The sequence below is a fragment of the Brevibacillus sp. 7WMA2 genome (genome assembly GCF_010748895.1).
GTDB classification, from domain to species: Bacteria; Bacillota; Bacilli; order Brevibacillales; family Brevibacillaceae; genus Brevibacillus_B; species Brevibacillus_B halotolerans.
Genome location: NZ_CP048799.1, coordinates 4,706,039 through 4,726,289, shown reverse-complemented (window position 1 = coordinate 4,726,289; position 20,251 = coordinate 4,706,039). Strand labels below are relative to the sequence as shown.

The 20,251-nt window shown below is 41.6% G+C and carries 18 protein-coding genes; 3 read left to right on the top strand and 15 right to left on the bottom strand.

Translation table 11 applies throughout. The features are described 5' to 3' along the window. Positions 1–19: 19 nt before the first annotated feature. Positions 20–1,303 carry an NADP-dependent isocitrate dehydrogenase gene (gene icd / locus GOP56_RS20560; RefSeq protein WP_003335237.1) on the bottom strand — a complete coding sequence of 428 codons (1,284 nt, stop codon included), beginning with the start codon at positions 1,301–1,303 and terminating at the stop codon, positions 20–22. 126 nt (positions 1,304–1,429) lie between these two features. Further along, positions 1,430–2,542, bottom strand: a complete 1,113-nt coding sequence (gene citZ / locus GOP56_RS20555; protein ID WP_121473508.1) for a citrate synthase — start codon at positions 2,540–2,542, stop codon at positions 1,430–1,432. A gap of 337 nt (positions 2,543–2,879) precedes the next feature. Between citZ and ytvI the strand changes: the two genes are divergently transcribed. Continuing rightward, the gene (ytvI, locus tag GOP56_RS20550) at positions 2,880–4,034 is read left to right on the top strand and encodes a sporulation integral membrane protein YtvI (protein WP_003335239.1); all 1,155 of its coding nucleotides are present in this window, start codon (positions 2,880–2,882) and stop codon (positions 4,032–4,034) included. A gap of 203 nt (positions 4,035–4,237) precedes the next feature. Here the strand turns inward: ytvI and GOP56_RS20545 are convergent, their stop codons facing one another. From GOP56_RS20545 to GOP56_RS20500, 10 genes are all read right to left on the bottom strand, one after another. Then, positions 4,238–4,642 (bottom strand): FxsA family protein, encoded by a 405-nt coding sequence (locus GOP56_RS20545; RefSeq protein WP_003339133.1) that lies wholly within the window; start codon positions 4,640–4,642, stop codon positions 4,238–4,240. A gap of 40 nt (positions 4,643–4,682) precedes the next feature. Next, positions 4,683–5,123 carry an acyl-CoA thioesterase gene (locus GOP56_RS20540; protein ID WP_035317867.1) on the bottom strand — a complete coding sequence of 147 codons (441 nt, stop codon included), beginning with the start codon at positions 5,121–5,123 and terminating at the stop codon, positions 4,683–4,685. Positions 5,124–5,228: 105 nt separating this feature from the next. Beyond that, positions 5,229–6,983: a pyruvate kinase gene (pyk, locus tag GOP56_RS20535; protein ID WP_163246488.1), complete on the bottom strand. Its 1,755-nt coding sequence runs from the start codon at positions 6,981–6,983 to the stop codon at positions 5,229–5,231. A 120-nt stretch (positions 6,984–7,103) separates the two neighbouring features. Continuing rightward, positions 7,104–8,063, bottom strand: a complete 960-nt coding sequence (gene pfkA / locus GOP56_RS20530; protein WP_003335243.1) for a 6-phosphofructokinase — start codon at positions 8,061–8,063, stop codon at positions 7,104–7,106. A gap of 391 nt (positions 8,064–8,454) precedes the next feature. Next, on the bottom strand, positions 8,455–9,414 hold the full coding sequence (accA, locus tag GOP56_RS20525; RefSeq protein ID WP_003339135.1) for an acetyl-CoA carboxylase carboxyl transferase subunit alpha: 960 nt from the start codon (positions 9,412–9,414) through the stop codon (positions 8,455–8,457). Continuing rightward, on the bottom strand, positions 9,414–10,298 hold the full coding sequence (gene accD, locus GOP56_RS20520) for an acetyl-CoA carboxylase, carboxyltransferase subunit beta (RefSeq protein WP_003335245.1): 885 nt from the start codon (positions 10,296–10,298) through the stop codon (positions 9,414–9,416). Before accD ends, accA begins: the two co-directional genes overlap by 1 nt. 20 nt (positions 10,299–10,318) lie before the next feature. Continuing rightward, a complete protein-coding gene (locus GOP56_RS20515; protein ID WP_003335246.1) occupies positions 10,319–10,501 on the bottom strand; it encodes a hypothetical protein in 183 nt (60 codons plus the stop codon). A gap of 73 nt (positions 10,502–10,574) precedes the next feature. After that, complete coding sequence (locus tag GOP56_RS20510) at positions 10,575–11,246, bottom strand: FadR/GntR family transcriptional regulator (RefSeq protein ID WP_003335247.1); 672 nt, start codon at positions 11,244–11,246, stop codon at positions 10,575–10,577. Positions 11,247–11,320: 74 nt separating this feature from the next. Further along, entirely contained in the window at positions 11,321–12,559 is a 1,239-nt protein-coding gene (locus tag GOP56_RS20505) for an NADP-dependent malic enzyme (protein ID WP_163246486.1), read from the bottom strand. A 147-nt stretch (positions 12,560–12,706) separates the two neighbouring features. Next, positions 12,707–16,171, bottom strand: a complete 3,465-nt coding sequence (locus GOP56_RS20500) for a DNA polymerase III subunit alpha (RefSeq protein ID WP_163246484.1) — start codon at positions 16,169–16,171, stop codon at positions 12,707–12,709. 185 nt (positions 16,172–16,356) lie between these two features. Between GOP56_RS20500 and GOP56_RS20495 the strand changes: the two genes are divergently transcribed. Both GOP56_RS20495 and GOP56_RS20490 read left to right on the top strand, forming a co-directional pair. Continuing rightward, positions 16,357–16,668, top strand: a complete 312-nt coding sequence (locus GOP56_RS20495; protein ID WP_035317946.1) for a YtpI family protein — start codon at positions 16,357–16,359, stop codon at positions 16,666–16,668. 309 nt (positions 16,669–16,977) lie between these two features. Then, positions 16,978–17,352: a helix-turn-helix domain-containing protein gene (locus tag GOP56_RS20490; RefSeq protein WP_003339140.1), complete on the top strand. Its 375-nt coding sequence runs from the start codon at positions 16,978–16,980 to the stop codon at positions 17,350–17,352. Positions 17,353–17,496: 144 nt separating this feature from the next. Here GOP56_RS20490 and GOP56_RS20485 read toward each other — a convergent pair whose 3' ends face one another. The 3 genes from GOP56_RS20485 to mscL form a co-directional block, all read right to left on the bottom strand. Beyond that, positions 17,497–18,807, bottom strand: coding sequence for a DRTGG domain-containing protein (locus GOP56_RS20485; RefSeq protein ID WP_003335253.1), 1,311 nt, complete (start codon positions 18,805–18,807; stop codon positions 17,497–17,499). A 286-nt stretch (positions 18,808–19,093) separates the two neighbouring features. Then, positions 19,094–19,435 (bottom strand): YlbF/YmcA family competence regulator, encoded by a 342-nt coding sequence (locus GOP56_RS20480; protein ID WP_003335254.1) that lies wholly within the window; start codon positions 19,433–19,435, stop codon positions 19,094–19,096. 98 nt (positions 19,436–19,533) lie between these two features. Then, on the bottom strand, positions 19,534–19,995 hold the full coding sequence (gene mscL, locus GOP56_RS20475) for a large conductance mechanosensitive channel protein MscL (RefSeq protein WP_163246482.1): 462 nt from the start codon (positions 19,993–19,995) through the stop codon (positions 19,534–19,536). Between the last annotated feature and the right edge of the window lie 256 nt (positions 19,996–20,251).

Here is a 20,251-nt window from a genome sequence, read left to right as displayed (position 1 = left end):
CTCCTCAAGTTTTCGATTCCTAAAGATTTTTGATTAAGGCATCTGCAAATTCAGATGTTTTCAGTTCTTTTGCACCATCCATCAGACGGGCAAAATCATACGTAACTTCTTTAGATGAAATTGTTTTTTCCATTGCTGCTATCAACAGATCAGCTGCTTCATTCCAACCTAAATGACGAAGCATCATTTCACCAGACAGGATTACAGAAGATGGGTTTACTTTATCAAGACCAGCATATTTTGGAGCTGTACCATGGGTTGCTTCAAAAATAGCATGACCTGTCAAATAGTTGATGTTGGCACCAGGGGCGATACCAATACCTCCAACTTGTGCAGCCAATGCGTCGGAAATGTAGTCACCATTTAGATTCAATGTAGCTACTACATCATATTCTGCTGGACGAGTCAAGATTTGTTGCAAGAAAGCGTCTGCAATCACATCTTTTACGATTAGCTTGCCTGCCGCTTCTGCTTCTTTTTGGGCTTGATCGGCATCTTTTCCTTCCGCTTTTAAACGGTCGTACTGTGCCCATGTAAATACTTTATCACCATATTCCGCTTCAGCAACTTCATAACCCCAGTTTTTAAATGCGCCTTCGGTAAATTTCATAATATTACCTTTGTGAACAAGGGTTAGAGATTTACGGTTGTTTTCTAAAGCATACTCAATTGCAGCGCGAACTAAACGTTCTGTACCGTCTTTGGAAACAGGCTTAATACCGATACCAGAAGATTCTGGGAAGCGAATTTTCTTTACGCCCATTTCGCTTTGTAAGAATTGAATAACTTTTTTAACTTCATCGGACCCCTCAGCCCATTCGACACCAGCATAGATGTCTTCAGTATTTTCACGGAAGATCACCATGTCAGTAAGTTCTGGGTGTTTAACAGGAGATGGTACTCCATCGAAGTATTGAACAGGGCGTACGCAAGCATACAGATCAAGCTCTTGACGCAATGCCACGTTGATAGATCGAATTCCACCTCCAACTGGAGTTGTTAAAGGTCCTTTAATTGCGATCAGATATTCACGAATTGCTGTTAATGTATCTTCAGGCAGCCACTCACCATATTGATTAAATGCTTTTTCACCAGCAAATACTTCAAACCACGCGATTTTTTTCTCGCCTTTATATGCTTTTTCTACGACTGCATCTAAAACGCGAACAGATGCATTCCAAATATCAGGTCCAGTTCCGTCCCCTTCAATAAAAGGAATGATTGGATTGTTAGGTACAACCATTTTGCCATTATCTACGGTGATTTTTTCTCCATGTGTTGGTGCAGAAAGATTTTTAAACAAAGGAACCCCTCCATGTTTTTATAATCTGATCTCTTTTTATAATACATGAAAATCCTGCCAAAGGACATGCCTAGAACCACCAAATCTCACACGATTGGCAGTTCCAGAATTTTCATTGCAAGTGAACTATCTTTGATCAATCGGTTTAAAATGTTGATTTACTGGCCCAATATAGTCTGCACGCGGGCGAATTAAGCGATTGTTTTCATATTGCTCCATGATGTGAGCCGTCCAGCCAGACATACGGCTGATCGCAAAAATAGGAGTAAATAAGTCAATAGCTAAACCAAGTGATACGTAAACCGAAGCAGAATAGAAGTCTACGTTAGGCTTTAATCCTTTTTCACCTGTAACCATCTCTTCAATCTTCACTGACATTTCGTACAATTCTGTTTTGCCTTGTTGTTCAGTTAATTCTTTAGACATATGACGCAACCACTTTGCACGCGGATCGCCATCTTTATAAACACGATGACCAAAGCCCATGATTTTTTCCTTATTGTCCAAAGCCTGACGAATATAAGGAACGACTTTGTCTACAGACCCGATTTTTTCTAGCATCGTGGCAACAGCTTCATTAGCTCCTCCATGTAATGGGCCTTTCAAGGTTCCAATTGCTGATACCACACCAGAATAAATGTCTGTTAGAGTAGCAACTGTCACGCGTGCTGAAAATGTAGAAGCATTAAATTCATGGTCGGCATGTAAAATTAATGCTGTATCAAATGCTTTTACTGCCGTATCAGATGGTTCTTCTCCGCTTAGCATGTACAGGAAATTTTTGGCAATGGAGTACTCCTCTCTAGGTGCAATTGGTTCCAATCCCTTACGAAGACGGTCATATGCCGCAACGATAGTTGGCGTCTGAGCGGTTAGTCGGATCGACTTGCGATAATTTGCTTCCTTTGACATTTCCTGTGCCTCTTTGTCGTAGAGCGCTAGCGAAGAGACAGCTGTGCGCAATGCCGCCATAGAGTGAACGCCTTCGGGAAAATTACGAATGCTTTCAATAAGCTCTTGAGGGATTTGGGCGTTTGCTCCTAATTCCTTCTGGAAGGCTTCCAGCTGATCGCGCTTCGGTAGGGCTCCATGCCAAAGTAGATATACCACTTCTTCAAAGGTAGCGTTTTCAGCTAATTCATCAACATTAATACCTCTATAGCACAACACGCCATCAATGATTGAACAGACTGCCGATTGAGCAGCAACAACACCTTCTAAACCTTTAGTAGCTGTCATATGCGTCTCTCCTTTTCTGTATAGGTTTAAATGCTATTTTTCTTGATAAATCTTCTCCCCCTATTCTTTTGCGAAAAAATCGAAAAAAAAGAATTTTCTTTTTGCATAAAGTAAAAGGCAGGAAAGTAAGACATAAGATATATAACGGGTAAACTAGAAAAGAAAGAGTAAAACAACAAAACATGATTTCGACACCAATTATAAAAGATATTGACGATTTTGTGAATGATAAAAATTCAAACAGTTATACTTTAGGCTCAAAATGTCTTAAAACTTGCGTAAAATGTACCTCTTCCTGCATAATAATACGTGACAGAAAAAGTGAAAGTTTAATGAATTGATAGATCAGGAGGGAACTACACTGACCCCGGAAACTTGGCTAACGCGCCTTTTTCAAGGCATTCGTTTTTTATGGGTGATTCTTTGCATCGTGGCCTTGTATTTTGCAGTCATCAAGATCACTCCTCTTATTTACCCATTTATTATCTCTTTAATCATTGCGATTATTGTAAACCGCCCAGTCACTAATTTAACGGAACGGCTTCGATTTCCCCGTTGGCTGTCCGTAACAGTAGTTTTGCTGCTTTTGCTACTTATTGTCACTGGGGTCATTACATTGGTGATCAATACGACCGTAAATGAAATCGGAAATTTGGTCAAGTTACTCCCTAGACTTTCCGTAGAGTTTACTGGATATATCCAAAATTTTCTAGCGCATGATTTTATCGCTAATTTATATCATCGGTTCCAGTTTTTCTATACACAATTGGATTTAAACTCTCAGACTACGATTGATTCTAACGTAAAAGAAGCACTGCACACGATTAGCAATAGCTTTCAAACTATTATCGTGGGAGCTTTATCTGGCATCAATGCCTTCCTTTTATCACTGCCAAGCTTAGGTACGGTATTTGTCATCTCCTTGTTAGGTGCATTTTTCTTGAGTAAGGATTTTTACCTGTGGAAATCACGCATGCACAAGATTTTACCCACTGGTGTTAATCATCGAATGGATCAAATCGTCTTAGACTTGCGTTCCGCATTGGTAGGGTTTTTAAAAGCGCAGCTTACTCTTATTTCAATTACCGCAGCCATTGTCATTATTGGTCTTTTGCTTTTGCGTGTGGAGTATGCAATTACGATAGGGTTATTAACCGGTCTGGTCGATTTGCTACCATATTTGGGCACAGGTACAGTCTTTGTACCTTGGATCATTTTCTTGTTCTTTAAGGGGCAATATGGGCTTGTAGTAGGTCTTTCAGTCTTGTATGGCATCGTTGTGATCTTCCGTCAGATTATCGAGCCAAAGATTGTTGCTGAAAGTGTAGGATTAGACCCCTTACTCACATTGGTAGCCCTATTTGCGGGATTAGAATTGTTCGGTGTGCTAGGTTTGATTATTGGACCAGTTAGCTTAGTGATTATCAACGCTTTAGTTAAGGCGAAAATCTTTGAAGATTTATGGATGTATATCGTAAAGGGGAAATTGTAACTAGCGTAATTCGTAAATACGATTGTATTACAGCTTCCCTGAGTTAAAGGCGCCATAGCATTTGGACTTGGCGCCTTTTTCATATGTTTAACGGCACAATAAGTAGCCTCCTAGCATTTCAGATACTCTTGGTTATCCCACACACTAACTCCTATTCAACAAAAAAGAGGCTCGCTCCCATCAGGTCGCTTGCCCCTCTTTTCTTATCTTCTAAAATGAATAAACTTGATCATTTTCCCAGAAGCAATCATCGACATAATCCATGCTTTTAAGAAATAGCGCAATATCATTCTCGTATATGGTATTAAAAAGATAATACCAATGATATCAGTGAAAAATCCAGGAAACACAAGTAAAAAACCGCCAAATAGGATAAACAAGCCATCCAACAATGCGTCAGTCGGCATTTGTCCGCGCGATAGCTGTAGCTGTAATAATTTTAAGGTCTGCGTTCCCTGATTTTTAGCAAGATAGGCCCCTACCACTGATGTTAAAATGACCAACAGGATCGTCCAAGGTCCTCCAATCACTTTTCCTACTGCAATAACTCCCCAAATCTCCAAAATCGGTATGATTAAAAAAAGCACAAACAACATTCGTAACCACATGGGCATATCACTTCCTCTGCCGGTTAATCAAACCAATTCTTTATCCGAGATATTTTTCATGTTCAGCTTGTAAACAGGAATACAGCTCTGGAATCACTTTAGGAAGACGGATTGGTTTTATTTGTGGATTCGTAAAAACATGCTCTGTCTTCCCTGACACTAATAATTTATTGTCATTGACCCGATAAATCTCATAACCAAAGTTCATACGGATGGGCGTTATATGCTCAATAAACGTGCGGATTTCAATCTCATCATCATAGCGTGCTGGTGAATGAAAAGATAAGGTTGCGTTGGTTACTGGCAATAGTACGCCCTTCTCCTCTACCCCTTTATATGATATTCCAGCTACTTCTCTAATATATTCAGTTCGTCCAAGTTCAAACCATGTTAGATAGTTTGCATGATATACAATTTGCATTTGATCTGTTTCGCTGTAGCGAACCCGAAGCTGATAGGTATGATAAAAAGCTGGATTCATTTCATTATAGCCTCCTAACTTCGTAAAGCCTTCTCTCATATAGTAGCACAAAAAGGACCATCGAATAATCTCGATAGTCCTTTTCTTTCTAGAAACAAACGCCTCTTATAGTACAGGAGCCATACCAGTAAAGATTTTACCACGTTCTGAATCAACCGTTACTTCCATACCATCCTTAAAGATAGCAGTAGCCTTGTTTACACCGATTACAACAGGTGTATTTAGGTTCAAGCCGACAATAGCTGCATGAGAAGTAAGTCCGCCTTCTTCAGTGATAACTGCTGCCGCACGTTCAAATGCAGGAATCATATCAGAATCAGTACCTAGGCATACCAAGATGGAGCCTTCTTGTACTTTGCTCATTGCCTCTTCTGCTGTGCGAGCAACGACAACATTACCAGTCACTACTGCTTGCCCGATCCCTTGTCCTTTAGCAAGTACATCGCCAATTACATGGATTTTCAATAGGTTGGTTGTACCTGTTTCACGAACCGGAACACCTGCTGTAATTACAACCAAATCACCGTGTTTAACCATACCTGTTGTCAAAGCCTCACGTACAGCGATGTCAAACATTTCATCTGTTGTTTCTGCTTGTTTCGTTACAACTGGGTACACTCCATACATTAAGGAAAGACGGCGAGCAACACCTTGATGTGGAGTTACTGCGATAATTGGTGCTTTTGGACGGTATTTAGAAACAAGACGAGCTGTATGTCCACTTTCTGTAGAGGAGATAACTGCTGCTGCATTTAGATCAAGAGCAGATTTTACTACTGCTTGAGAAATTGCGTCTGTTACTGTTACACGGTTGCAAGTTGCATGAGCCTTCATTACTTCACGATAGTTCAAGCTTTGCTCTGCACGTAGAGCGATGCTGTTCATGGTTTGAACCGATTCTACAGGATATTTACCTGCTGCTGTTTCACCAGAAAGCATGATAGCGTCTGTACCATCATAAATCGCGTTCGCTACGTCACTTGCTTCTGCACGAGTTGGACGTGGGTTGCGTTGCATAGAATCCAGCATTTGTGTTGCTGTAATAACTGGTTTGCCTAGCAGGTTACATTTTTGGATCATCATTTTTTGGCAAACAGGAACTTCCTCAACAGGAATTTCTACACCAAGGTCTCCACGAGCTACCATTAAACCATCGGATACTGCCAAAATTTCATCGATGTTGTCAACACCCTCTTGGTTTTCAATCTTGGAGATGATGTCAATTTTTGCGCCATGCTTATCTAGGATTTCACGGATTTCCAATACGTCTGAGCCCTTGCGCACAAAGGAAGCCGCGATAAAGTCAACGCCTTGCTCGATACCAAACTTGATATCTGCAGCGTCCTTCTCAGTGATGCCTGGCAGGTTGATAGAAACTCCAGGAACGTTTACACCTTTTTTACTTTTTAGTGTACCGCCGTTTTTGATAACACAAACGATTTCAGTACCTTCAATTTTTGTAACTTCCAAGCCGATTAGACCATCATCGATTAGAATTTGGCTACCTACTTCTACATCGTTAGGAAGGTCAGGATATGTGATTGATACACGCTCAGCTGTTCCAGCCATCTCTTGAGTTGTTAAAGTGAAGGTGTTGCCCTCTACTAGCTCTACAGCGTCTACAGACATGTTTCCTGTACGGATTTCAGGTCCTTTCGTATCTAGTAGGATCGCTACCAATTTACCTGTTTCTTTTGCTGCCTGACGAATATTTCTAATACGAGCGCCATGCTCTTCAAAATCACCGTGAGAAAAGTTTAAACGGGCTACATTCATACCCGCGCTAATTAGTTTTTTTAGTGTTTCCACCGATTCGGATGCTGGTCCAATAGTACATACGATTTTTGCCTTGCGTAACAAAATAATCCCTCCAAAAATTGCTTAGTAATTCTTGTTTTACAAAAGAACAGGGCGTTCATTAACGAACTAGATGCATGAGAACGCCACTGAAATTGTTATGCTTCTTGAAAAGTTACCAAATTAAATGGATAGAGAACGCGCTAATTGGTAAATTGACAAGTCTAGTTGATGTTTTTGATCAAGCGCTTCATCAATATCAACGTCTACGATGGTATTGTTCTTAATTCCAACCATGCGATCCGCTTTGCCCTCAAGCAGCAAATCTACAGCAGCTGCACCTAAACGACTTGCTAGCATACGGTCAAAAGCAGTTGGAGAACCACCACGTTGAATATGTCCTAGAACAGTGACACGAGTCTCCCAGCCTGTTTCTGCCTTGATGACATCTGCGAACTGGGAAGCTTGGCCTACCCCTTCTGCCACAATAATGATGGAATGCTTTTTACCGCGGCGATGTCCTGAACGTAGTCGCTCCAGAATATCCTTCATATCCGTATCTGCTTCAGGGATGATGATGGATTCTGCTCCAGCAGCTAAACCAGCCCACAGAGCCAAGTCACCTGCATCGCGCCCCATAACCTCAACAATGTACGTACGCTCATGTGAAGTAGCTGTATCGCGGATTTTGTCAATGCATTCTACTACAGTGTTTAATGCTGTGTCAAAGCCAATTGTAAAGTCAGTGCATGGAATGTCATTATCAATAGTACCCGGAACACCAATTGTTGGGAAGCCAAGCTGCGTTAGTTTTTGCGCACCTCGGAACGAACCATCACCGCCGATAACAATTAGACCTTCAATTCCGTGTTTCTTTAATTGCTCAACCGCTTTTGCTCGTCCTTCTTCCGTTCTGAACTCGTCGCTACGAGCTGTGAAAAGCATTGTACCACCACGATGAATAATGTCACCTACAGAACCAAGTGTTAATTCCTTGATGTTACCGCTAATAAGACCATTATATCCATTGTAAACTCCAAAAATTTGAACGCCCTTGTAAATAGCTCGACGTACCGCAGCACGGACAGCCGCGTTCATACCTGGAGCATCGCCACCACTAGTTAAAACAGCAATTTTTTTCATCGTACTCACCTCTTCATTTTCTCCTTTCCTTAGGATGGCTCTCTGCATCATTTTCTATTGGTAACGAAAATGAGAAACCTGGGGAAAATTTTGTTAACAAAATCCTGCTAACAGTCTATAGACACCAAATTCATACAATCGAAACCACAAATATTTATCCAATAATTAGGAAAACAGGATGGTGTTATACCAATCCGGTAAATTGGTCACGCAGTATGTATAAATGGCGTATATTGATAGGCTGTTATACAACAAACTTCCGGTTTTAGCCACTCCATTTTGGAATTTGTGACATACTTTTTGTTAGTTTTTCTTTTTTTGCCAAGATCGTCTTCCGAATACTGATTCTAACAGATTTTGAGCGTCTAAAAAAGCAAAAAACTCCCCTTTTTTATGAAAGGGAAGTAAATGTGCCAATTTGTTTAAATTTGTTATAACGATGCTGTACTAATTCTTTAGGGGACAGTTTTTCCAGCTCAGCTAAACCATTAAGCAATGACTGCTTAATAAAACCTGCTTGCTGGATTAAATCACGATGTGCCCCACCAAATGGTTCTGGAATGATTTGATCAATGATACCTAATTCTAATAAATCTGGGGCAGAAATTTTCATGGTTTCGGCTGCCCGCATAGCGAGACTAGAATCTTTCCATAAAAGAGCCGCAGCTCCCTCTGGAGAGATAACCGAATAAACGGAGTTCTCAAGCATATAGATATGGTTACCGACACTAATGCCTAAAGCTCCTCCACTACCACCTTCTCCGATGACCACACAAATAATAGGCACCGTGAAATTAGCCATCTCAAGTAAATTTCGAGCAATCGCTTCGCTCTGTCCGCGCTCCTCTGCTGCTTTACCTGGATAAGCCCCTTGCGTATTAATAAATGTAATGATCGGTCGACCAAATTTCTCGGCCTGCTTCATTAACCGCAACGCTTTACGATAACCCTCTGGATGAGCCATACCAAAATTACGGCTAATATTTTCTTTGGTATCTTTCCCCTTTTGATGACCGATAACTGTGACAGGCCGGCCTTCTAGGCGTGCAATACCACCAACAATCGCCAAATCATCTCCGTAGGAACGATCCCCATGTAATTCCATAAAATCAGTAAAGATATGCTTGATATAATCAAACGTAGTGGGACGCTCTGGATGACGAGAAATCTGCACGCGTTGCCACGGGGTTAAATTCCCGTAGATTTGCTCGGCCAAATCCTTCGCTTTTTCCTCCAGACGCTTTACTTCATCTGTAAAATCAATCCCTTTTTCTTCTGTAAACTTACGTAGTTCTTTAATTTTATCGTGCAGCTCTACTAATGGTTTTTCAAATGAGAGATCTGTTGCCATTATTCTCCCTCCCTATGTGTGTGCAAAGCGACCAATGTACCTAAAGTATCTCGCATATCTTTGCGATGCACTACCATATCAAGCTGCCCATGCTTTAATAGAAACTCCGCAGTTTGGAAATCCTTAGGAAGCTCCTGACGAATCGTTTGTTCAATGATACGACGACCAGCAAACCCAATCTGAGCACCTGGTTCGGCAATATTAATATCACCAAGCGAGGCAAAGCTGGCAGATACACCACCGGTAGTCGGATGAGTTAATACGGAGATAAACAACAAGCGTTCATTTTCCATTTGAGCCAATGCAGCGCTGGTTTTTGCCATCTGCATCAAGCTGATCATTCCTTCCTGCATACGTGCCCCACCAGAAGCAGAGAACAGGATAAATGGCAGCTTACGCTCAATAGCGCGTTCAATTGCTCGTGTAATTTTTTCACCAACAACTGCGCCCATGCTTCCCATCCGAAAGCGCGAGTCCATGACACCTAACACAACAGGCATCCCCTGAAGCAGACCCTCACCCGTAATAACCGCTTCGTTCAAATTTGTTTTGGAACGATCTTGTTCTAATTTATCTTCATACCCTGGAAAATTAAGAGGGTTATCTGAAATTAAATTAGCATCAAATTCTTCCGTAAAGCTACCATTATCCAGTAGCGATTGTACGCGCTCTGGAGAAGATAAAGGAAAATGATGCTGACAGCCTTTGCAGACTCTTAAATTCTTCTCCAAATCCTTGGAATAATGAATTGTTCCGCAATGGGAACATTTATGCATAAGACCTTCTGGAACCTCTTTGGGTTCAACAGTCGGGACTTCCTGCGTCATTGACACGCTTGGTACAGTCGCAAATTTGCGCTTTTTCCCAAAAAGATCTTTGAGCACACTATCACCTCACATTTGTTTCAGTGAAGAACCGTGCCGAGAACCTCTTGCACTTCGGACAGTTCGCCCTCTGGCACCAGTATCTCATATTGCTTGGATACTTTAGCCTCACGAACCTTCACCAGAAATCCTTCACTTGTTAAACGGTGTTGAATACGTTCGGCAATCTTGGCGCTAGGAGCGATGTAGATGACAGTCCACATGATAATCCTCCTTACTGCTGTAAATCTGACAATCTGTGCCTCATCATATCACAGCCCCTACAGCACCTGCAATTTATAACATGCTGTTGTCAAGATGTACCTTCATATATTCCATCGCCTTTACTGCGTTACCTTCGCGTATTGCCTCCATAACCTGCACATGTTCCTGATGAGCAATACGCGCTCTTCCTTCACGTGCTATTGAGTCTTTGCGAATCCCACCACTATATTCCACGAGCGGAGCCCATATCCGGTGTAAGACAGAATTGCGGCTCGATCTGCATATGACCCGATGAAATAAGTAATCTTCCTCCCAAGGAATCTCTCCTCGCTCCAACTTATCCCAAGCAGAATCCAAAATGCGCTCCATTTCCTCAAAGTGCCTAGTCCCTGCTCTGGTGCACGCAAGACGTACAGCATCCAGTTCTAGGATCTTACGCATTTCTACGAGATCTTTTTTGGTTTTTGCATCACGTAGAATGTAAGAGCCTAATAAATCGATCAACCGGTTATGCCGATAATGCTTTAAAAAAGTGCCTTCCCCACGTCTTGTCTCTATTAGACCCAACAGCTCTAAAGCTCGTAGCGCCTCACGTACAGAGGAACGCCCAACACTTAATCGCTCGGAAAGCTCTCGCTCTGAGGGGAGCTTATCCCCAGGACGTAAATTCTCTTCTGCAATGATTTCGTTCAATTGCATGAGAATTCCTTCATACACTTTCCGATTGGTGGAGGAGTCTGTCATCGTACTCCACTCCTTCGGCTAAAAATCAGGAGAAGGCGATTGCTATCGCCTTCTCTTATACGGCTACTTCCTAATTATTGATCTGAGAAAGCAGAAAGTTTTACGGTTTTAGCTTTTATTACTTCTAAATCGACATGAATCCGAGCTACACCGCTATCCATCGCAGCTTTAGCAACCGCGGCTGCTACATTCGCAGCAACACGAGGATCAAACGGAGCTGGGATAACAAAATCAGCGTGCAGCTGATCTCCCTCGATTAGATCAGCGATAGCATGTACCGCCGCTACTTTCATTTCTTCATTGATTTGAGTCGCTCTTGTATCCAGCGCACCGCGGAAAATGCCTGGGAATGCTAGTACATTATTAACCTGATTCGGGAAATCGGAGCGCCCTGTTCCTACTACTGCCGCTCCTGCCTTTTTAGCTTCATCCGGCATAATCTCAGGTGTAGGATTAGCCATTGCAAAAATAATCGCATCACGATTCATAGATGTAACCATCTCAGGGGTAACAGCTCCTGCTGCGGAAACACCAATGAAAACGTCAGCCCCAACCATTGCATCTGCTAGCTCGCCTTCGATTTTGTCACGGTTCGTTAGTAAAGCGATTTCTTCTTTCACTGGATTCATACCAAATTGGCGGCCTTCATATACAATTCCTTTTGTATCACACATAATTACTTCTTTTACACCCATGCTAAGTAAAAGTTTAATAATTGCAATACCAGCGGCTCCAGCACCGTTGGCAACTACACGGATATCTTCTATTTTTTTATTCACTAATTTTAAAGCATTGATGAGACCCGCAGCAGTTACAATGGCTGTTCCGTGCTGGTCATCGTGGAAAATTGGAATGTTGGTTTCTTTTTTCAGACGTTCCTCGATCTCAAAGCATGCAGGTGCTGCGATATCTTCTAGGTTTACGCCTCCAAAAGTTGGCTCTAGAAGCTTTACTGTTTCAATAATCTTCTCTTTGTCCGTTGTATTTAAGCAGATCGGGAATGCATCTACTCCAGCAAACGATTTAAATAATACGGCTTTTCCTTCCATAACAGGCATTGCAGCTTCTGGACCGATATTACCAAGTCCTAGCACGGCCGTTCCGTCACTAACTACAGCTACCAAATTACCTTTCATGGTATATTCGTACACTTTGCTAGGATCATTAAAAATCTCTTTGCAAGGTTCGGCTACACCAGGCGAGTATGCTAGGCTTAAATCATGTGCATCGCGCACTGGCACCTTCGTAACTGCTTCTAGCTTTCCTTGATGTACTCTGTGAAGTTCAAGAGCTTCTTCTCTTAAATTCGACACCTAAATCACTCCATTCCCGCCTGAGTAAATTACCCATATTGTTGTATGTCGAAGTGGTCAGACCACTCAAACGCCGTTACTGTTCATTATATCAAATCATTTCCAACTGTAAACCTGCTATAAAGTGCAAAAAAGGGAGGACTTCGTTCATCCTCCCCCGTTTATGGGCAATTCTTTCTGAATTACACACTCATCTCCCACTATTTCTTTCATTTTCTCCAGTATTTCGATATTTGCTTCCACTCGATATTCGTTTGGTAGGCGTAATATTTGTTTTTTCTGCTCATAATAAAGCAGAACTGGGGTCATTCCACTGTGCTTGGTAAACAACTCTTTTAACCGAACCAGGGTATCGCCTCTTTCATGCTCTGGAGAGATTTTAATAAATAATACGCTTTCCATCTGTGGCTTAGGCAATGCTTTTCCGTCCCAGATTCTGTTAGCGATCAATTTAGGCGTATCTCCCTGACGATCTATACGTCCTTCAATCACAACGATCGCCTCTTTATATAAAAAGGTTTGGGCCGTTTGAAATATTTTCGGAAAAACAACTACCTCTACTTGAGCCGTTTTATCCTCTACCTGTAGAAATGCCATCGGGTCGCCTTTTTTTGTTTGAATTCGCTTAGCCTCTGTTATCATCCCTACAATTTTTACTACATGCTGATGCGGTAGGTCATCCATATCAGGGATCATGGTTACTTCTTTATGCTGTGTTAAATAAGAATAGGGATCGAGTGGATGACCGGACAGATAGACACCTAATAGCTCTTTTTCCTCTTTTAAGCTCTGTATATGCGAGAAGGGCGGAACCTCTGGATATTCTATCTTCTCTGGTTCTGGTTGATTCCCTTTATCGTCAGAGCCGGCTTCACTTGTAAATGCAAACAAATTTAACTGAGCAGCTTCTTTGTCTTTTCGACGTGTACCACCCTTGTCCATGGCTTCATCAAGCATCAATAAAAGCTGAGCTCTATGACCTGGCAATGAATCCAGTGCCCCGCAAATAATCAAAGACTCAATCACACGGCGGTTAACCAATCGACTGTCGACTCTTGAACAAAAATCAACCAGATCTGAAAACGGAGCTTTTATCCGTTCTTTAACAATTGACTCGATTGCACCATACCCTACATTCTTGACAGCAGCCAGTCCGAAGCGAATCGCCTGCTTATCTGGCTCAACACTAAATAATGCTTCACTTGCATTTACGCAAGGAGGAAGCACCGTTAGGCGCAAGCGCTTTGCTTCTTCTACATACTCCGCGATCCTCCCTTGGCTGCCAATTGACATGGATAGTAATGAGGCCATAAAAGCTAGTGAATGATTCGCTTTTAAATACGCCATTTGATACGCAATAATCGCATACGCAACTGAATGGGCTTTATTAAAACCGTAGTCGGCAAATTTAACAATCAAATCATAAACCTCATTGGCAAGCTGCTCCTCATATCCTTGGGCAATGCTGCCTGCCACAAATTTCTCACGTTGTTCCATCAATAGCTCACGTTTCTTTTTCCCTACGGCCCGCCGTAAAATATCAGCCTCACCTAGAGTAAAGCCTGCCATTTTAGAAGAAATTTGCATGATTTGCTCCTGATAAATAATAAAGCCGTGCGTCTCTTGCAAAATGGCTTCTAAATCGGGATGAGCATAGTGTACGGGAGTTTTCCCATGCTTGGCTTTGATATAGTCTGGAATAATCTCCATAGGCCCTGGACGATATAAAGCAAGAACAGCTACGATATCACCAAGACAGGTCGGCTTTAAGTCACGAAGTACATTACGGATTCCCGCTGATTCTAGCTGAAACACACCTGTTGTATCACCGCGTGTTAACATCGCAAAGCTTTTTGCATCCTCCATTGGCAATGAGTCTAATGACAAAGGGATGCCCTGACGGTTCATTTCCTTTAACGTTTCCTGAATAATAGTCAGATTGCGTAGACCTAAAAAATCCATCTTTAGCAAACCGACCTGTTCTAGAATATCCATTGGAAACTGAGTAAGTAATAGCCCTTCACTTCCCTCTTGCAGGGGTACGTATTCTGTTAAGGGTTCACGTGAAATCACTACCCCAGCCGCATGCGTAGAAGCATGGCGCGGTAATCCTTCCAATCCCCGGCCTAGCTGGATCAGCTTGGCTACGTCTCGATTCTCCTCCGTTAAACGCTCTAAGTCAGGATTAAGCTTGAAGGCCTTATCAAAGGTCATAGATGGAGATTGTGGAATCATTTTCGCTACACGATCTACCAAAGCAAGTGATAAGCCTAAGGCTCGGCCAACATCACGCACGGCCGCCCGTGCAGCAAGTGTACCAAAGGTAATAATCTGCGCCACCCGATCATGACCGTATCTGTCTGCTACATAATGAATAACCTCGTCACGCCGCTCCACTGCAAAGTCAATATCAATATCAGGCATCGTAATGCGCTCTGGATTGAGAAAGCGTTCAAACAACAGATCATGAGCAAGCGGATCTACATTGGTAATGGAGAGCGCGTAGGCGACCAAGCTGCCTGCCGCTGATCCTCGCCCCGGACCGGTTGCTATTTTTTGCTCATGAGCATATTTCATAAAATCCCAAACGATTAAAAAATAATCGGTAAAGCCTGTTCCGGTTATGACAGATAGTTCATAATCTAGGCGCTCCTGCACCTCGGCATGTAGAGCACCGTAACGCTTGACACAGCCTTCTTCACATATTTGTCGTAAATATTGCTCCGCCTCTACTCCCTCTGGCAACGGAAACCGTGGCAAAATGTGCTGGTCTAACTGAATTTCCACCTGACAGCGTTCCGCTATACGAAGGGTGTTTTGTAGTCCCTCTTTCGCGTAGACAAACAGACCAGCCATCTCTTCTGCCGATTTAAGATAATATTCCTCCGTCTCGTAGCGAGATCGGTTAGTATCTGTAATGGTTGCACCTTGGCCGATAGCCAGCAGCACGTCATGTAGCTCTGCTTCCTGCTTTTCCACATAATGCACGTTATTTGTGACTACTAGCGGAATGTGTGTCGTCTCATGCAATCTCAATATACGTTGATTTAGGCGACGCTCTTTTTCAGTCCCATGATCCTGAAGCTCCAGATAAAAGCGCTGTGGGCCAAAAACATCAGCATACCAGCTAGCGGCTTGTCTTGCTGCCTCTATATCGCCTTCTAATAAAAGCTGGTTAATCTCTCCTTCTGTACAACCACTTAGCGCAATCAGGCCGTTTGCATATCCCTTCAGCCTTTCTCGATTGATTCGCGGCAGTATTTGATACCCCTCTGTATGAGCAATTGTAGATAACTGAATTAAATTTTTATAGCCTTGCTCATTCTCGGCAAGTAATGTCAAATGATAAGGGGCCTTGGTTTGTCGTGTCACCCGATCACGCAAATCTCCATCAATTAGATAAATTTCCATGCCAATAATAGGTTTAATTCCTTTCTCAAGACATGCTTTATAAAAAGGAATGACTCCGTATAGATTCGCATGGTCTGTAATTGCTAAGGCCGGCATCTTAAGCTCAGCAGCCTTTTGCACCAATTGATCAATCCGTGCGGCCCCATCTAATAAACTAAATTCGCTATGCACATGTAAATGAACGAAGGATGCTGTCATCATCTTGCTCCTTCCCTACTGATCTTCGTATATTCCTATTATACCCGAAGGAGCAATTGAGGCGAACCTTTATTCGTGTAACAGAAGGATAGGACTTGTAAGAACATACGAATTTTTCCGTCAATAAGTATGCTATAATACAGATGTCATGATTTGTTAATTGAAAAAGGAAGGGTAGGTGTTGCATGATGTGGTTTGCTATTTATTTTACCGGCATGATTGCCTCCCTCATCATGGGAGTCTACTATAGCATTAACGCTCGTCGTCGTGGTCTTCATCCATTGCAATCCCGTATGACACTTGGAAAAATGAATATCTCCTTAGGTTGCCTGCTCATCTTATTTGGTCTCAATCAATTTTCCTTTCAGGACTTAGATGGAATTCGGATTGGGGTTGCTTTTGTAATGCTGTTAGTAGGTATTATTAATCTCGTGCTTGGTACAAAACACTATATCCGCAACAAACAAGAATGGTTACGAGTAGCGGAAACACTAAAATAAAATGATCTATAAAGTAACGAAAAACTGCCATCCTTTCAAAACGGAAGAAGGATGGCAGTTTTTTACTATTGTGATAACGAAAATAAATGGGTTATCATATATTGATCTTTACAAATAATATACTTATCATAAATATAAAGATCAGGTATCTCTTTTTCTCATAACACAATATAATGAAGAATGTTTGAAAATTTTTTGGACAGATGTAACAGGAGGTTTGATTTACTCGTCATATAATGAGTAATAAATTCAGGTCTGTTCATGAGTGTGTAAGCAAGCATGCGAGAATTTTGTTTAGGAGCAATTTGTATGGAAAGAATTGGGTTCGTTATGAAAGAAGCACGGATTTCAAAAGGGATTAGCCTAACAGATATTCATCAGAAAACAAATATCCCGTTGTCTTATTTGGAGGCAATCGAACAAGAGGAATTTTCTAAAATTCCTCATCAAGTGTATGTCCAAGGATTTGTGAAAAGTTACGCTAGCGTTTTAAAACTAGATGTCTCAGCTTATATGGACCAGCTGCCAAAGCCGGAGCCTTCCGCTCCGCCCAACTATATTACGCATCAACGGAAATGGAAACTAGGTAGTTTTTTCTTTTCCGGCACAGGTTTTTGTCAATTGCTTGTCGTGATCTTTATGTTATTCATCGCTGGTGTAACCTATATGGGTTTCCGTATGTAAGAAGTTGTTGATAAGTGCTCAGATGATTTGTAAAGTCCGATCGTTCTTACTACTCTCAATTCAAAAAATTTCACGTTTCCACAGCGCAAAAACCGGAGCAGGAAATCCATTCCTCGCTCCGGTTTTATCATTTTATCATCTGCATTATCTTTCCAAAACCTGCGCTGTAACCATTGCTTTTCCAACCATTTGATCGCGGTGGAACACTTCTACCTCCACCTTGCCAAAGCGGCGGCTCACGTCTAGCAAGCGCGGTTTTATCTTTAATTGACTTTCGATCTGAACTGGCTTTAAGAAATAAACGGTAATATTCTCCGGCACCATATCACCACGTCGATGTCGGCGCAATTCATTACAGGCTACTTCTGTCATGACAGTCGTCAGTACGCCACTTGCAATCGTTCCCAAATGATTGGTCATCTGAGGAGTTACTTCACCAATGTAGGTGACTTCATCCCGATCCTTTTCTTCTCGGAACTGACTCATGATCATATTTGGAAAGGTTTCGCTTAATTGCGGTTGCTTCTGCATGTATTGCAACGCTTTCAGAACTTCCTGACGTGTAATGACTCCCAGCAGCTTTTTGAAATTATCCACAACCGGCAACAATTCGATTCCTTCCCATGCCATCAAATGAGCGGCGGAAGCGACAGAGACCCTTGGTGACGTCGTAATTGGGCTGCGTGTCATCACTTTATCCACAGTAACATCATCTTCATTACCGATGATATCCTTAGATGTTAGGATACCAACTAGCCGACGAAACTCATCGACTACAGCAAAGCGTGTCTCTTTATATTTTTCTGTGTACAAATGCCACTTCTTCACTTGATCTGTAGGCAATAAAACGGGAACCTCATCTAATGGTTTTACTATATCCTCTACCATGACAATCTCTTTTTTGATAAGACGGTCATAAATAGCACGATTTAATAAAGAAGCCACACTGAATGTATCGTACGTAGTAGAAATAATCGGTAATTCCAACTCATCTGCTAGCGCTTTAACTTCCTCACTTGTATCAAATCCACCGGTAACTAATACAGCCGCACCATTTTGTAAAGAAAGACGATGGGCCTGCTCTCGGTTTCCAACAATTAACAAGCTACCCGGTTGGATATATTTGACCATGTTTTCTAGCTTCATGGCACCTATCAAAAATTTATGTAAAGTCTTGTGTAAACCCTCTTTACCACCCAACACACTGCCATCCACAATATTTACTACCTCGGCAAAAGTTAAACGATCAAAGTTTTCCTTATTCTTTTTCTCAATCCGGACAGTTCCTACCCGTTCAATGGTACTAACATACCCTTGTACCTCCGCCTCTTTGATCGCGCGGTAAGCCGTTCCTTCGCTTACTTCGAGATCCTTGGCGATCTGTCGGACAGAGATCTTAGTTCCGATGGGAAGGCGATCAATATGTTGTATGATTTGTTCGTGCTTTGTTGCCAAGCTAGCCACCTACCCTTTGTTTACCGTTTTTACAAATGAAGGATATTATATCGTTATCATACGAATCATGTATGTACTTCATTAACTTAAAAAGGCTCCTTGCAACAATTTTACCCCATGCCTAGACAAAAAAAAAGGGTGTAACGGCGCCCGTTACACCAAATCACGTATATAATTTAAGGGGGTTTTCATCATGTTTTTATCTTATCCCCTTAATATTACAGGAATGTTACAAACGAATTACAAATGCATTTCATTTCATTCGTTCTTTGTTTACAAACAAAAATTAATTTTCAATACCGTACAGAACCTGTAGAGGCTCAGCTATGATGCGATTAACATCTTCCATAATCTGTCCAAGAACGCGCTCTGCTTCTAGCACCTTACGGATTTCTTGATGAAGCTGAACTGTTTCATACAATTTTTGGATTTGCTCCATATCTGCTTGACCTACTTCTTGTCCGCTCATTTGCTTCATCTGCAATTCAAATTGTTTTTGACGAAAATCAGCTAGCATGCGACTAGCCTCTGGGTCTGCACTCACGTTTTGTTGAGCTGCTAGAAATGCTTTGTACTCGTCGCTATCTTTAATGGCACGTGCCAATTCATGTGCTTTATCGTAGTTCACAGTATTCCCTCACTTTTATATTAGGATGTATTGTAAGTAGTGTAACAGATTTGCTTTTAAACTGACAATCTTTGGTTACTTATCTTCTCCTCTAGCTATTAGGCTGAAGGATGAGCTTCCACTAATTGAGAGGTACATGCTGGGCAACGCTTAGCCTGTAAAGGAATGCTAGAAATGCAATATGGACACTCCTTGGTCGTAACTGCTTCTTCTTGCTTGATTTCTTCCTTTTTCTTACGTAGTTTATTTAACTGTCTAATCACAATAAAAATACTAAAGGCTACAATGAGAAAATCCAAAACAGAATTCAGGAACAAACCGTAGTTTAGTGTTGCTCCACCTGCTTTTTTTGCCTCTGCTATCGTATTATAATGAGTTCCAGACAAGTTTATAAACAAATTAGAAAAGTCGATACGTCCTAAGAGTAAGCCAACCAATGGCATAATTAAATCATTAACTAGAGAAGTAACAATTTTCCCAAAAGCTCCTCCTATTACAACACCGATCGCCAAATCTACGACGTTGCCCTTCATCGCGAATTCACGAAATTCTTTCCACATATTCATCACCTTTCTTCTGCATTATACATTGTAGTATTATGACCAAAACCAAAGGATGAGACAACTATCAAACTCTCGATTTCCTCCATTCTTTCATTATAAACAAGAGAACGATTCAAAAAAACTCTTCATTCAATCATAAAGGAAGTGTTAAGGAATCTTCTTTTTAACCGATGTTTTTTGTTTCTGATAACAAAATTGTAATTCATCTAATCCATATAGGTAGTTTAAAAATGGATTAACTGTTTGGCTATAA